This is a genomic window from Glaciecola sp. G7-5, assembly GCF_055808975.1.
Genome location: NZ_CM147892.1, coordinates 1,749,595 through 1,765,214, shown reverse-complemented (window position 1 = coordinate 1,765,214; position 15,620 = coordinate 1,749,595). Strand labels below are relative to the sequence as shown.

Annotated in this window: 15 protein-coding genes; all 15 read right to left on the bottom strand. The window is 43.6% G+C overall.

The genetic code is table 11. From position 1 onward, the window contains the following. Positions 1-5: 5 nt before the first annotated feature. The gene (locus AC0L6H_RS07670) at positions 6-578 is read right to left on the bottom strand and encodes a Maf family protein (protein WP_473393567.1); all 573 of its coding nucleotides are present in this window, start codon (positions 576-578) and stop codon (positions 6-8) included. Further along, complete coding sequence (gene mreD, locus AC0L6H_RS07665) at positions 579-1,055, bottom strand: rod shape-determining protein MreD (protein ID WP_473393566.1); 477 nt, start codon at positions 1,053-1,055, stop codon at positions 579-581. Beyond that, entirely contained in the window at positions 1,056-1,931 is an 876-nt protein-coding gene (gene mreC / locus AC0L6H_RS07660) for a rod shape-determining protein MreC (RefSeq protein ID WP_473393565.1), read from the bottom strand. It lies immediately after the preceding gene. A gap of 11 nt (positions 1,932-1,942) precedes the next feature. Continuing rightward, the gene (locus AC0L6H_RS07655; RefSeq protein WP_473393564.1) at positions 1,943-2,986 is read right to left on the bottom strand and encodes a rod shape-determining protein; all 1,044 of its coding nucleotides are present in this window, start codon (positions 2,984-2,986) and stop codon (positions 1,943-1,945) included. A 143-nt stretch (positions 2,987-3,129) separates the two neighbouring features. After that, a complete protein-coding gene (locus AC0L6H_RS07650; RefSeq protein WP_473393562.1) occupies positions 3,130-8,175 on the bottom strand; it encodes a DUF6701 domain-containing protein in 5,046 nt (1,681 codons plus the stop codon). Continuing rightward, positions 8,172-8,663: a type II secretory pathway component gene (locus AC0L6H_RS07645; RefSeq protein ID WP_473393561.1), complete on the bottom strand. Its 492-nt coding sequence runs from the start codon at positions 8,661-8,663 to the stop codon at positions 8,172-8,174. Before AC0L6H_RS07645 ends, AC0L6H_RS07650 begins: the two co-directional genes overlap by 4 nt. Next, complete coding sequence (locus AC0L6H_RS07640) at positions 8,653-9,531, bottom strand: prepilin-type N-terminal cleavage/methylation domain-containing protein (RefSeq protein WP_473393559.1); 879 nt, start codon at positions 9,529-9,531, stop codon at positions 8,653-8,655. The genes AC0L6H_RS07645 and AC0L6H_RS07640 overlap by 11 nt, the downstream gene beginning before the upstream one ends. Then, positions 9,531-9,746, bottom strand: coding sequence for a hypothetical protein (locus AC0L6H_RS07635; protein WP_473393558.1), 216 nt, complete (start codon positions 9,744-9,746; stop codon positions 9,531-9,533). Before AC0L6H_RS07635 ends, AC0L6H_RS07640 begins: the two co-directional genes overlap by 1 nt. A 67-nt stretch (positions 9,747-9,813) precedes the next feature. Continuing rightward, positions 9,814-10,131, bottom strand: coding sequence for a type IV pilus modification PilV family protein (locus AC0L6H_RS07630; RefSeq protein WP_473393557.1), 318 nt, complete (start codon positions 10,129-10,131; stop codon positions 9,814-9,816). Then, positions 10,118-10,684 carry a type II secretion system protein gene (locus AC0L6H_RS07625; protein ID WP_473393555.1) on the bottom strand — a complete coding sequence of 189 codons (567 nt, stop codon included), beginning with the start codon at positions 10,682-10,684 and terminating at the stop codon, positions 10,118-10,120. Before AC0L6H_RS07625 ends, AC0L6H_RS07630 begins: the two co-directional genes overlap by 14 nt. Before the next feature lie 54 nt (positions 10,685-10,738). Next, positions 10,739-11,254 carry a prepilin-type N-terminal cleavage/methylation domain-containing protein gene (locus AC0L6H_RS07620; protein ID WP_473393554.1) on the bottom strand — a complete coding sequence of 172 codons (516 nt, stop codon included), beginning with the start codon at positions 11,252-11,254 and terminating at the stop codon, positions 10,739-10,741. Positions 11,255-11,281: 27 nt separating this feature from the next. Further along, on the bottom strand, positions 11,282-11,887 hold the full coding sequence (locus tag AC0L6H_RS07615; protein ID WP_473394492.1) for a prepilin-type N-terminal cleavage/methylation domain-containing protein: 606 nt from the start codon (positions 11,885-11,887) through the stop codon (positions 11,282-11,284). A 14-nt stretch (positions 11,888-11,901) separates the two neighbouring features. Then, on the bottom strand, positions 11,902-12,429 hold the full coding sequence (locus tag AC0L6H_RS07610; protein WP_473393553.1) for a hypothetical protein: 528 nt from the start codon (positions 12,427-12,429) through the stop codon (positions 11,902-11,904). A 4-nt stretch (positions 12,430-12,433) separates the two neighbouring features. Beyond that, complete coding sequence (locus AC0L6H_RS07605) at positions 12,434-13,666, bottom strand: type II secretion system F family protein (RefSeq protein WP_473393551.1); 1,233 nt, start codon at positions 13,664-13,666, stop codon at positions 12,434-12,436. After that, a complete protein-coding gene (locus AC0L6H_RS07600; RefSeq protein ID WP_473393550.1) occupies positions 13,666-15,618 on the bottom strand; it encodes a GspE/PulE family protein in 1,953 nt (650 codons plus the stop codon). The genes AC0L6H_RS07605 and AC0L6H_RS07600 overlap by 1 nt, the downstream gene beginning before the upstream one ends. Positions 15,619-15,620: the final 2 nt, after the last annotated feature.

Below are 15,620 nucleotides of genomic sequence, written 5' to 3'. Positions count from 1 at the left end.
GTGCTTTACTCGATAGCTTGTTCTAGCAGTTGTTTAGTTTCATAAATTGGCAGGCCAATAACACAGCTTAAACTACCACTTATTGATTTGACGTAACGTCCGCCAATACCTTGAATGGCATAACCACCCGCTTTATCGGCAGGCTCGCCGGTATGCCAATAGTCTAGCGCACTGTTAGCTGATATTTCTCCCATCTCAACTTGTGTAACAAGTACCTTATTACACACTTTATTCGTCGCAGTATTTATAACACTTACGCCAGTATAGACCTGATGGCGACGATTGCTCAAGCGCTGCATCATGCGCATAAAATCCTGTAGATCGCTAGGTTTACCTAAAATGATGTCGTCAATGGCAACAATCGTATCAGAACCCACAACAAGACTATTCGGATGGCGTTTAGCCACAACCTCGGCTTTAGTATTTGCTAGACGTTCGACTAATGCCAATGCTGACTCTTGTGCATAGGGAGTTTCATCAATATCGGCGGTATCAAAAGAAAGTGCTTGGACGACATAAGACAGCAGTTCTCGGCGTCGTGGTGAAGCCGAACCTAGCACTACCGGCAAAGGCCACATCTACTGAACCCGCAAGTTGCGTCGAAATTTTCTTAACAACCAAAAGAGCCAAGGCCATATAATCATCGACGCCATTGCTGGCCATAAAAATATCCAATTAAACTCAATGCCCGTAATCCAATATTGTAGCCAATAGACGATGAGGTGATATATCAATGATATGACCAACACCGTAATTGCTTGTTGTATCATTGAGTAGTTGCGTAAACGTTGATAATTAGCAGAAACTAAATACACCGCCACGGCTAATCCGAAACTATGTACTCCTAGCGCCGTGCCATACAAAATATCGAGAATCAACCCTGCGATGGCAGCAGTTCCTAAACTGACTCTATTTGGAAGCGCCATAGACCAATAAATTAAGATAAGCAGCAACCAGTCTGGACGATATAGGTCGATAGGCGGAGGCATTGGGATGATCTGTAAAACGATACCAATAACAATACTGATGAGTATGAACGATTTATTGGTTTTCATTTAGCTCCCCTCAAGCTCAAGTACTTCAGTGGGGCTTAATGCTTCGTCGGGTGCAATATCGGCTGGCCAAAGCAATAACAAATATTTTAACCGATCGAGTTGCGCTGACGGAGTGGCTGTAATAGCTGCGAAGGGCTTACTTTCATCACGCACTATTTTTGTCACCGTGGCTACCGGATAGCCTTCTGGGAAAATATTGCCTAAGCCTGATGATACCAATAAATCCCCTACTTCAATATCGCCACTGTGGGCCACATGATTCAAAACCAATTCATCTAGACTGCCACTGCCGCTGGCTATCATACGAATGTTATTACGACTCACGCGTACCGGAATTGCATGGGTAATGTCCGAAATAAGCAGCACGCGGGAGTTGGTCGTTCCAACTTCTACAATTTGACCAACAATACCAGTATCATCAAGCACTGACTGCCCTTCATATACGTCGTCAATAGCGCCTTTGTTAATAACAATTTGATGACTGTAAGGGTTGTTGTCAACCGCCATGAGTTCGGCAATCATTCTGTGCATTTTCCCGCGCATTGGCGCATCTAAAAGCTTTCGAAGATTGTTATTTTCAGCTTCAAGCACAACAAAGCGTTGAAGCTTTTCATTCATAAGGGTAATTTGCGAGGTCAACCGTTCGTTTTCTTCGAGCATGCTTTGGCGAGAAGTAAAACGAGACGCACTCCAATCAAGCATCGCGCCAGGTAGGTCGGCTATATACTGTAAGGGGCTAACAAACGACGTGAGGTAAGTCCTCACGGTAGAAATATTCTCAAACTTGGTATCAACAACCATGGCCGCCACACTCAAGGTCAGCACTATACAGAGCCGAGTAAAAAGCGTGGGGCCGCGGGCAAATACTTCGTTCATAATAGCAAAACTTATTCGTAACTAAATAAATCGCCGCCATGCATATCAATCATATCGAATGCTTTACCACCACCTCTTGCAACACAAGTTAGTGGATCGTCAGCAATAACGACTGGAATGCCTGTTTCTTCCATTAACAAACGGTCAAGATCTTTCAATAATGCGCCACCGCCGGTTAGCACCATGCCGCGTTCAGAAATATCAGAAGCGAGTTCTGGTGGAGATTGCTCTAGCGCGACCATAACCGCACTGACTATGCCAGACAAAGGCTCTTGAAGGGCTTCAAGAATTTCGTTGCTGTTTAGGGTAAAACCACGCGGCACACCTTCTGCTAAATTACGCCCGCGCACTTCAATTTCTTTAACTTCTTCGCCCGGGTAAGCAGCGCCAATTTCGTGTTTAATGCGCTCGGCCGTTGCTTCGCCAATAAGCGAACCAAAGTTACGACGAATGTAGTTAATAATCGCTTCATCGAACTTATCACCACCAATACGCACAGACGATGAATAGACAATACCGTTTAATGAAATAATAGCGACTTCGGTGGTACCACCACCTATATCAACAACCATTGACCCTGTTGCTTCAGATACTGGTAAGCCAGCTCCAATCGCTGCTGCCATAGGCTCATCAATAAGATAAACTTCGCGCGCACCAGCGCCAAGGGCTGATTCACGTATCGCTCTTCGCTCTACTTGGGTTGAGCCACAAGGAACACAAACCAAAACGCGGGGTGAAGGACGTAAAAAGTTATTGTCATGCACTTGTTTGATAAAGTGCTGAAGCATCTTTTCGGTAACGTAAAAATCAGCAATAACACCGTCTTTCATTGGGCGAATAGCTTTAATATTACCTGGGGTTCTGCCCAGCATTTGCTTAGCTTCATGACCAACAGCAGCAACACTTTTGGGACCACCTGCACGCTCTTGCCTGATAGCGACCACCGAAGGTTCATTTAGCACGATACCTTGGTCTTTAATATAAATAAGGGTATTTGCGGTACCTAGATCAATAGACAGGTCGTTTGAGAACATGCCTCGAAGCTTTTTGAACATGGAATGCCTTTATTATTTTGATAGTAATAAAATAGGCGTAGTGTAACCTAAGTCTTTAGATTTCCATAGCTTTGTAAGCAAGTAAATGCGCTAGTTTGGCCACTAAATATAAGAAAACCAACGCATATTAAGCAAAAGACTGACTAATTGAGTTCCTCTCGCCAATGCAGGGTTCGATCATTGGAATTATAGATACCCAAAATGATGTTTCCTGATGGATTGTCGTCGGTGTCAATATCACCGTCGCCGTCCCAATCTATATTTAAATAACTCGACCAATGACCTGATACATTGCGGGGGATCAACTCGATGTAAAAACTGCCACTTTGTACTTCGCCACCTGATAGAAACGGGCCGATATCGGTATCGTCTGCGGGTAAAATGCCATCGTCAAAAATATTTAAAATGCTAATACTGGGGATTAAACCTGTAAGGTCTGTTGGACTTTGTACATCATGAATAATACTAATATCGCCAGCACTTTGATTTAAGGTCATTAAGGTATAATCATCTGCAGTATTTACTCGCCATTGCCCGCCGTCAAGATACTCGACCATGATAGGAATTTGCAGGGCCTGGGTTTCAGGCCCAAATGCGTTTTGCACATTTAGCCTGCCATAGCGCATGTCAGCGCCGGTAATATCTTCAAATGCAAAGCTAGCACAGCTTCCCGGATATGTTGGTTTATAGCAAATTCCATCGGCGTCAACAAACCAAGTTGAGGGCAAACTGAGATCAAATAAAGCAGGAAACTGAGAAACATCAATGCCGGTCGGGGCCGCCACCTTTTGGTATTTATAGGTCAGCCCATTACCTAAGAAAACCGCTATACCATCGTATTGTGCAGTACCTGAGGTTGATATCGAACTCGCTATGACGCTCTGGCTTAGGCTTCCTGAATAACCACTATTGTCTGTCACTTGCGGACTTGAAGCTAAACTATTCGCGGCCACATCGAGAGTCCAAAGATCACTGGCATAATTACGCGTTATTTGTCCTAATGCATTGTAAGCGGTTACCGTTACGCTTGGCTCAAGGCCAGATGCAAACTCAAACGCTTGCCCGATATATGTAAAGGCGCCGCCTACCGTATTTTGCAAAACAGGTTGATGGGTTTCGACTACATCGAAGTAGGCTGGAATAAAGCGCCCTAAACTATATTCTAAAGCGCTTATTTGCGCCCCTAAATAATCATTATCTCTAACATTAATTATGTAAGTGCCCACTTCTTCCATATAGGCTGAAGTTGAGTTAGCTACACCGTTGGCAAAGGTCATCGTAATATTCGAATAAACTTCATTTAGGGATGTTGTCGTTGCGCTTCCCGTTTGAATATAAAACTGAGAATCGACACCATCGCTACTCGAAGGAATCTGTCGTTTTACGCTGAGCTCTAAATCATTGGCTTGATAGCCTGGTAAAGTCGCTCCTTGCGCACCCTTTGCTGTCAACGAGACACTTATATGTTCGCCAGCGGTATTCACTGCGCCTGCATTGCTGGCAATGAATAAACTCGCCGGCACAATGGGTATATCTGTGCTTGCGCTTTGTATGCTTGCACCATCAACAGTGGCTGACGCGGTAAGTCGCAATAAAGAAGCGTCTGCAAACGAATAATCTCCAAAATCACTTTCACCATTACTATCAAAACTAAGACTTAAGCTGCCCGATTGCGAATAGCCGCCTGAAAGCGCAATTCCAGCAAAAGGTACATTGCATACTGCAGGTGTATAATCGACACCGCCCGATTGCACGCACGAATAGCTTAAGTCTATGTTGCTTTGGCCGTCAACTGCGCCCCCACAAAGACCGCCAGATGATACACCTGCAATCCTTATTCCCACATTGTCCAAACTACTTTGAGCAAGAAAGGGCGTACTCGCGAAACTGGTAGCGCCACTCAAACGATGAAAAAACTGTATCCCAACATCTTCATATTCAATGTCGCAGCCATTACTGCACTCTAGTGAGGCTGAAGGCGATTGACTACTGCTACCTAAGGTCAAGGTTCCGGGTGTTTGCGCATTTAGGTTTAAGGTACTTTGCCCGATGAAAGTCACGGTATTTGAAGTGCTAAACTCATCTGGCGTTAACGTCACCGTGCTACTTTGCGTTGAGAGTTCGCTACAATCACTGTTTACGCAGGCCTTTATCGTTATTTGTGGCGTATCACATGTCAACGCGGTAGCAGGATGCTCAATTAAGTAGTGGTCGATTACAGGGCAATCTTGCACATCGGCTATGTCGGCCGCAATTTGACTCGTAGATATTACTTGAGAGTATATTCGGATATCGTCAAAGTAACCATAAGCTGGGTTAGTTGTCGCACCGGAGACGTTGTAACTAGAACGATTGTCACCAAACACTAAACTATTCATTGGACCAAAGTTTGGCACTTGCACATCAAGTGAAACCGATGAAGTTTGGTCAACCCCATTTAAGTAAATGCTGTATTCATCATCAATAAGGTTGTATTGCACGCTTATATGCACCCATGTATCCGCCGCATAGCTATTGGTACCAGTACTAACAATCACGTCAGTATCATTCTCATCTTCAAAACCAAAAACTAGGCGGCTATTGCTCTGAATGGCTAGAAAAAAGTATTTCGCTATGCCACTTGTGCCGTTTGTGGCGTCAAACAATTGCCTGGCTACACCACTATTCCAAGCGGTTTTAGCCTGATACCAAAACGAGATAGACCCGCGTGTACCAATTTCACTAGGGGATATACCTGTGTCAAAGTAATAACTAGCATCGGTCGAACTGCTTTGAGGCGTTGAAATCGCTTGACAAGAAATGTTGTTGGCAATTGCAGCAACACTAAGGTTTGTGCCTAAAGAAGCGGTATTATTATTACCGCTATTGTCGACCACGGGGATAGTGCCTGTTTGTGCATCTTCAAATGTATATTTAGCTTTTAGGCTATCACACGTCGCGCAAACTCCTTGAGACTCATTAAACCAAGATTCAACATCGCTGCTATTTGGCTGATTACGATAAATCTTTATTTGATCAAGTTCACCTTTTAGAAAGTCTCTAAAATTACTTGCGCTTGTTTGACCTTTATTGCCGGTTCTTGCTGTAGCGCCAAAGACCATGACTTCATCATTTGTACCTAAGCCATTGGTGTAGGCGCCGTCAAAATACACTTGCTGATTATCAACATAAATAGAAACACCTTGTGAACCAAAACTGTAGACCAAATGATGCCACTGATTTTCTTGTGCGACCACAGCAGAGGTGCCAAAGGCGAGTGACGAGTTCGTGGTTTGATGGCGCACTTGAATCTTACCGGCGCTATCAACGCGTATATCCAGATGACCCCCATTAGAATAATTTAGAGTGTCCTTTGAAAATAAAGCGTTGCCACCGGCGTAACTGTTGTTTGAATGCGATAAATCAGCAACCTTAAACCACATAGAAATAGCGCCATCAGCAATTTCGAAGTCGCTGTTGTGAGTGACAGTTGCATAGGATTGGTTTCCGTCAAATGACAAGCCCTGACAAAAGCGACTAGAAGACTCAATGCTAATCCCATTTCGAATAACCGCATCGTGTCCTGAAACAATATCGGCAAGTTGATTCGCATTGATACTACAAACATCCCCACCCCAGTGACTAACTAACTCTGGCGCAACGTGGCAACTAGAACAAGCGCCCGAGGCAAGTTCATTTAGACTTGTCACTTGTTGTATAGTCAGTTGCTCATCGTATATCCGTAGCTCGTCTATACTGCCTATGAAAAAGTCTTTCAATTGCGAGGTTCTTGTACTTGAGGAGGATGGGTTGTAAGTTACCGCTGATGCGCCTATTGCCATTTCAACACCGTTGGCCGCAAAGCCACCGGTATAGGTCGTTGAATTTGCGCGCGATTGCCCATCAACGTAAATCCGCATACCATCACTGCCCCACGTATATACGACGTGGTGCCAAGTATTTTCTTGAATAATATTTGACGTTGTAATTAGATTATAACTTTCACTTGAGCTTTGCTGGCGTACTTGAATTGCTCCAGAATCGGTAACCCAAGCGGTTAAATGTCCACCCGTTTGGTAGCCAGTAGCATCACGAGAAAACAAGGTCATCGAACCTTGACTAGGAACATTGCTATGACTTAGGTCGGAGGTGTTTATATAAAGCGAGATACTGCCTTCGCTTAAGCCACTAAAACCCGGATCTGGCATATCTATATATGACTGGTTACCGTCCAAATTGAGCGCTTGGCAATGATCACCTGTGTTATTAATACTAATGCCACCTTGTGTATCCGCGTCTTGACTTCCTATTTCATCGTTAATTGTGTTGGCGCCTGATGTAACGCTACACATATTCATAGAATAATAAATAATTGGCGCCGGGAGGCTACTAGAATCACCACAGATACCCTCAAACACGGCACTGCTTAGCCCAGAAACACGCGTATAAAAATTGCTGCTCGCTCCAATTGTTGCATTCTTTGCATTGATCGCACCGTAAAAAAGGATGTTATCACCCCAGGTTAAGTCGCCATTGACATACAAATAGCCTCGCATCTGCGTGTTTGAACCAACGCTCATATTATTCATGGCAACAATGGTAAGTTGGTCTTCACTTCCAGTAGAGTTGAAGCGTAAATTCGTACTTAGACTTAAATTGTTGACAAAAATAATCGCTTTACTAGCGCTTGCTACTGAAATTTTGGCATTTACTCCAAGCACTAAATCGTCTACCCAGTAGGTTCCACTGCCTAAAATTACATTTGAATTTGCATTGATGGTAACTGTATCAACACGGGTATCTACATTAGCATTGTTTATCGTTAGGGTAGAGTTTGCGCCTATCGTAATATCGTCATAACTACCTTGGGGAACTGAATAATTACTGTTATCCGGAAACGTATAATCTTGCGAGCTATTAGTAGAATTGAAGCTTGGTAAAAGCGCAGCGGCAGACGAATTGCCTGATGAAACGCAGCTTGCTGAATTGCAGCTTTGGCTAGCATTGTCTGTCCCTATACCAATATCTAGGACGCCGTCAGTGTCATGAAGACGTGAATTATAGCCGAAATTAGCGATACCTGAGGCGTCATAAGAACTAAGTACTTCAGGAAATACCGCGGCGCAGGTGCTAGCACTTACATTTCTCGAAAAGACCGTTAATAGTAAGCCAAAGACTAAACATGCAATAAGCAGCACATTCTTCTTCAAGGACTTATTTCCTGCACTGCATCAACAGACAATGTTCGACTAACGACGTTGTCGTCTATGAGACAACTGCCAGTGCTTGAAAACTTATAGTACTGGCGGTCTACATTACTAAACGAGATTGTCTGCGTAGTACACGTTGCTGAATAGCTGCAGTTTCTTAAGCCGTTTATATTGCTAAAGCTTGCACCACTATTTGCCGTAGTGTTGCAAGTTACCGAACTGCCATCTGTCGGGAAACTCCGAGATAATAATTCTTGGATACCCGATTTCGCGGCTTGTTGCGCGCGCAAACCATATACTTGGTGAATCGTACTGCTTGATGACGCAGAAATAATATTAATGAGTGTCGCCGCTAACAAGCTAACAACGACAATGACAAATAGTGCCATCACAATCATGTTGCCGCGCTGTTTGCCTTGTGTGAAGGGTTTGAATGCTTGTTTTTTAACAAACAAATTTTGCTGTCTTTTTTGTTGATTAGGGTACATTGGGAACTTGCACCTCTTGCATAAAGCTTATTCGCTCTTCTTCTCGGCCGAAAATAAATAAGGCTTGTGTTGACGCATTGCGAGAAAATGAAGCGCCTAGACTACGAAATGGGTTTTGCTCACCGGAGCTTGCGCTTGCGCCCAGTTGATTGACCAAATTTTGCGCCATTAAACTGCCGCCGCTGGTGTACAAAGTCTGATTGACATTGATGTTATCGGTATGTCGATAAATCTGCTGATTGCGCATGCAATAACTAATACTTTGCTGGGCAAAATACATACGTTTTGAAGGTGACTCTTGAGCAAAACCATCGTCAAATTCAACTTGCACGACTTTATCGCTATCATCAAGTGTGGCGCAATCACCGTCGCCATCATCACTACAGCTTTGTACTTCTTTTCTATGCCCTAGGCTCGCATCATAAACCTGCGTAGCACGGGTTGGATAGACAATGCCATAATCACTCGTACTCGGTGTAAATGAACCTCCTTGAATATCACTCAGCTCAGTCAGGTGAGCCGTGTTGTCGCTCTGCCCTGAAAGCGGCAAGCTTAAGTAATTAGCGCTCCACTTTAATGGAACAAACTCAATACAATGCACAGCGGCGTTGCCACTAATACGCGCAGAGTTTGGCACCGAAGCACTAAGTTCGCGGTTGAAACGCTCGACTAAAAAGCTACCTTCTCGGACCAAGGTTTCGCGCTCACTAACCGTTATTACAGCGTCCATAGCATTTCTCACTATACCGCTCATACTAATCGACACTATGCCAAGAATAACGATAACAACAATCAGTTCTATCAAGGTAAAGCCATGCTGTTTAGGACTCTGGCGAAAGGATGAATAAGGCTGACATAATTTAGGCATTAGACATTCTTCCTAAACGTAGCGAACGCGATCTCTTCACCGTCGGGCGTGACGACAATTACCGAGATTAGTTTTTGGTTTCCGGTTACCGTCCCGCTATCGGGGGTGCCATCGCCATTAATGTCGTCGTCATCTACACCATTGGCATCTTGGTCATAAAAAACACGGATCCGCGCTTCAAAGCCCAAAAATAAATCGCTTATATCACTAGTCAAGGTGCTCGCCGACGCATTAGAAATATCAACACCACTTAAGTTTAAACCATGGTAGTCATCAATATCGTCATAGTTGTTTCGACTTTCCCCCTTCTGGACCTAGCGAAGCTGAATTGGTGCAGCTTACGCCATTTCCACAAGCCTGGCGTCCGCTTACCGTAATTGAGGCCTCATCAAATGCTTTTGATGATATTTCAGTCAACAGCGATTGACCCAACGTGACTGCTCTGACTTGCCAAATTGGGTCAATACCTTTCTTGGTTTGGGGCATAATAACCGAGATAATGGTGACCATCGCCACTGAAAAAAGAACAATACCAATAATAAGCTCTACTAGCGTAAAACCATTGCTATTGTTCTTTTGAGGTGTTTTATTCACACGCATACACATAACCTTGGTCAGCAACGCAAATCTTAGCGCTACTTTCCCCAGAGAAACTAATGACACAACCACTGGCGCAAGTGCCTGCAGAAGTATAGGGTTTACCGTAATTATCAAATTGAAGGTAGGTGATGCTTGTGCTGTTATCTAGTGCCGATAAACTGATCCCTTCAGCATTGATTTCACTGTCACTTGAACGTAAAAATGCGGGACTTGTTGAGTCAATATTGGTGCTGCACGAAGCACTTTCATTTCCGCTTAAATAGCTTTTACTACTAGGACCAAAGGCGGCGCTACTGCTACTCCCAGTGACCAATATTGTGCGGTAGCAAAAACTACTGCGTGTATCAAACATTGCTTTTAATTGGGTATTTCTAAGACTGGCTATAAGGCGCTTCTGCAAGGCGTATTCTACAAAGCCACTGGATCCCATAAACCGTGGCGCAACAGCCAAGGCCAATACGCCAAGGAGTATTACAACGGTAACAAGCTCAACAAGGGTGAAACCTTGTTGAGCTTGTTTTGGAGCTTTACATGCAATGTGTGCCTTATTCATCTCAAATGTGGAGCCTGTTGCTTAACTTTGAAATAATAATGCTCAACACGCTGATTAACAGTTGTTGTCAAGCACGGTGAAAGTAGGTGTAGTGCCTTCGCCTGAAGCGCTAGTATATTTGATATAACAGCCTGTCTCAGGGTCTGGTGCTGACGCTGCAACGGTCGCAATACTGTCAAAACGAATCGTAAATTGGTTGTCAGACGTTGTACCGGTGTCGAGCGTCAGTTGCGCGTCAATACCTGTGTCTTTCAATTCAACATCAACAAAGCGTTGTAATAAGGCAACAGAAGTCACCGCATCAGCATCTGGATAGCCGTATTTAGTATCTACCTGGCCAGAGCTTAAAGTTACAAATGAATCTTCTGCTTTTTGAACGCCTTTTATTGCTGCCTTTGCGTATACAAGTTGCGAAGCGCCCTGTATAGCAGCTTTAACGCCCTGCAATGTTTCCTTACGTGCATCTGATTGGATGTCAATAAATCTAGGTGCGGCGGTAACCGCCAAAATCCCTAAAATAACAATGACGATGATTAGTTCGATTAGTGTAAAGCCTTGTTGCTGCTTCATGGTAGCTCCTGAGTATTATTAATAAAGTTAGTTATTGCTGAAAACTTGTACTTGACCAATTCTAGGGTCATATGCAAAACCATTCCCGGTTGTAACGGTTAACGGCTCTTCTCTTTCATTCTTGACTGTTTGCATCAAATAATAATGACAAACATCATTTCCACCGGCACCCATCCCTTCGTTCACGTTAGTGAAATATTGAAACTCTTCAGCGTCAATAGGCTCCCAAACAGAAGTGATAGTTGGTGCACTTTGCATAATCAGATTAAATATACTTTCGCAATCTAAACGTGACATTGCATCGTCTTCGGTACTGTTATCGTTCGTCATATGACCTGTTGGATACCCTGTATCACCGTCGATTCCTACGGCCAAGCCCTCAATTGTAACAAACGAATTATTATCAGATTGGTTGAACCGAGGACGGGCTTCAATTTCCCATTGTGCTCTAGTTAACCCTACACCGGTGGCAAACCCACCTGCTACACCCTCTACAGTAGAGTCTTCTGCATCTTCTGTTACATTAAGAAAACGCGGAATAGCAGTGGCTGCAAGTAAACCCAATATGACGACAACAATGACCAGTTCAATCAGCGTAAAGCCAAACTGAGATTGTTTCTTAAATTGTTTCATTGCCATTTTTGTTCCTAATCAGCGAACCGAAGTTTGCCGGTGGTTATATCGTATTGATGAACTCGGCCTGCATAATGGAACTGACAGTATGAATGTATCGCTTCATCTTTCACTTCCTTTGCTTGCTCGCCTTGGTTTTTACTTCTTGGCGCGCTTTGACCTTGTTCTACAAAAGTTTTCTGTATGTATGTAATCGTCACATTCACGTTTTTATTTAGTATTTTTTTATCAACAAACCAATTTAAAAACGTTAAACAACCTTCGTTGTCAGGATTTACAACAGGTAGCCCAGCATTGGTCATATTTATCACAAATGCTTGTTCTGCATTTTGTGGCCAATACTCAATACTTTTTGCGCGTCCTTGTGCTTGCCACTGCCAATACATTTGAGTAAGACCCGTTTGTATCTTAGTGTGTAAACCTTGACTACTTACATCACGCCAAGCAGTGTCGCTTTTCATGGTGTATTTTATGGTCAATGCCATTAAAACAAATACGATGGTAATTGCTGTCGCGTAGCGTAAGAATGTGTTTGACCACATGGTCTTAGCCCACCACGCCCATCATGTCCCACATTGGTGTAAATATGCCTAAAGCCAGCACGAGCACCATTACAGCCACAACAGAAATCAATATCGGCTCAATTTTTGATGTTAAGCTAGCGAGGTCATAGTCAACTTCTCGTTCGTAAAAGTCAGACACCTCTTCTAACAATTCATCTACGCGACCGGTTTCTTCACCTACGCTAATCATCTGCAGCACTAACGGCGTAAATAAATCACTGGCATAGGCCACTCTTGTTAAGCTCTCCCCTTTTTCTATGCGTTTGCGCATATTTAATATGGCATTTGACATATAGGCATTGCTTACCGCTTCAGCAACCAGAGTCAGCGAAGTCGTTAACGGTACACCGGCTTTTAACATCATCGAAAAACTTCTTGAAAACCGTGCAAGTAAGCTACGTTCAATGATAGGCCCAATGATTGGCATCGCTATTTTGTAATAATCCCACTTAAGTCTGCCTTGTTGGGTATCTTTGTATTGCTTAGTTATGAAAATCAATACCAATATACTGAAAACCAATATGTACCAACGGTTTACGAAGAAATCGGACATCCCCAAAAGGAACAACGTGGTAGCGGGAAGATCACTGCCAAACTTAGAAAACATGTCTGCAAAGACCGGGATAACATAGATATTTAGAATAACCACGGCCATGGTAATGGCGATGATCACAAACATTGGGTAGCGTGTAGCTGCCTTTATTTGTTTGCGCGTAGCTTGTTCTCTTTCGAGGTAATCTGAAAGCTGTCGAAAGGCCGCATCTAATTGCCCTGTATTCTCGCCAACGTGCACTACACTGATAAAAAGCTGGCTAAATATTTTGGGATGCAGTGCTAGTGCAGACGAAAAACTACGGCCTTTTTCCAAGCTAGCAATAATATCAAACAAGGCTTCTTTTAAACGCAATGAACGGGTGGTCGTTAAGCCTTTTACCGCTCTAATGATAGGAATTCCTGCTTTGGTCAACGAGTGCATTTGACGCGCGAAAATGATCAAATCTTCTAGCGCTACCTTTGGTGTTAAGAAGTTTATTTGATTTTCTTTCGCTGTACGTTTAGCCGCTTTACTATTGTCAGTATCAATTGGGCTAATTTGAATAGGCGTAATTTGTTTAGTTTGCAGTATTTTTGCCGCTGAGTTTATATCTAGCGCATCTACCGCTCCCGATTGTACTTCGCCAGAAACGGCGCGACCGGTGTATTGAAAAGAAGCCACTAGTCAAGATCCTCTAAACTCAAACCACCGGGTTTAGGTTTGTACTCTGATTCAATTGCAGGCGAGGGCACAAAGCCAGAAGACACTCCCGTCGTTGATGCTGCTTTCATTTTTGGCTTGTCTGTTTGAATCTCACGCTCCCCTATACTAGCGCCAAACTCCTTTTCACTGATTAAGGGCTTAGCTGTTGGTAATTCTGGGGAAGTGTCGCTTTGTTGCGCCTTGCTCTGAGCTTTGGGGATTGGTTCAGGGCTTACTTCCTGCACCATTTCTACAAGCTTCATGACTTCGTCAAGTGAGGTTATACCAATTTTAGCGTAATCAAGCGCAGCCTGTGCAAGGGTTCTAAAGTCGGCAGATGATTGAGCTGCCGTGGTGAAAGCCGCGGTATCATCGTTTTTAAGCGCTTGCATCATTTCTTCATTTAACTGCAAAAGCTCAAACACACCAACCCTGCCTTTGTATCCAACGAAGTTGCAGCGTTGGCAGCCTTTACCTTGTTTAAAAGTAAATCTTTCAAGGTTGCTATCGAGTTGCGACAACCATATTTTGTGTTCTTCGGTAGGTGCGTGTTTTGTGGCGCAGTTGTCACATATTTTTCGGACCAAACGTTGTGCGATAATCGCTTTTAGAGAACTCGCAACCAAATATCCTGGGGCACCCATATCGAGCAAACGAATCGCACTGCTTATGGCGTCGTTAGTATGTAATGTCGATAATACTAAGTGGCCGGTTAATGCACCACGCAAACCAATTTCAACAGTTTCATGGTCACGCATTTCGCCTACCATAAGAATATCAGGGTCTTGACGTAGGGTGGTACGCAAAATACTCGAGAAGGTAAGGTCTATTTTTGTGTTTACCTGTACTTGATTGATACGAGGCAATCGATATTCAACCGGATCTTCAACCGTAATTATTTTTGTTTCTGCTTTGTTTAGCTCGTTTAATGCGCCGTATAACGTCGTTGTTTTACCCGACCCTGTTGGGCCTGTGACTAAAATCATGCCATGAGGACGTTTTAATAAACCACGAAAACGCCGCATTATTTTGGGTGGCATGCCGGTTTGTTCTAAGCTCAAAATACCTTGCGACTGATCCAGTAATCGCAGCACAACTGATTCACCAGCTTGTAGCGGCATAGTTGAAACCCGCACATCGATTTGATGATTTTTAATGTTCACCTGTGCGCGACCATCTTGGGGCAAACGTTTTTCAGATATATCTAGGCCCGACATTAGCTTAAGGCGCAATACCAATGCCGCAGCAATGTTCGCTTCTTGAATAATGTTTTCTTGCAGCACGCCATCAACACGCATTCGAATGCGTAACTGCTTATCGTCAGGTTCAATATGAATATCAGAAGCTTTGGCCATAACTGCATCTTCAAAAATAGATTGCAGTAATTTCGCCACAACGTTGTCTTGGTCGTCACTAAGACCCGAATTTAATTGGAACTCCGTTTCATCATCATATTCGTCGGCGAGTTCTTGCGCGAATGAGGCAATTTCTTCGGTTTTACGATAGTAGTTTTCGTAGGCTTCAAAAAGCTGGCTTTCACTCACTACCGCCACTTCTATTGGCTTAGGTAATTTTGATACAAGGTCATCAACAGCATTGATATCAGCCGGATCGCTCATGCCAACGAGCAATGAATCTCCTCTATCTTCGAGCACCAAAGCCCGATAGCGTCTAGCCTGAATTTCTGGAAGGAGACGCACGGCATTGGGATTAATTTTAAAATCGGATAAATTAATCAGTGGAACTTTTAAATGTTTTGATAACAGTTCAAGTAGTTGAAATTCAGTTACCAATCCCATAGAGACCAAGGTCGAACCTAATTTACGACCAGAATTACGCTGTTGCGAAAGCGCTTTTTGTAGTTCGTCTTCGTCGATTAAACCACTTTGAACAAGTAAGTCACCAAGACGAACTTTAATGCGTTGAACCATTT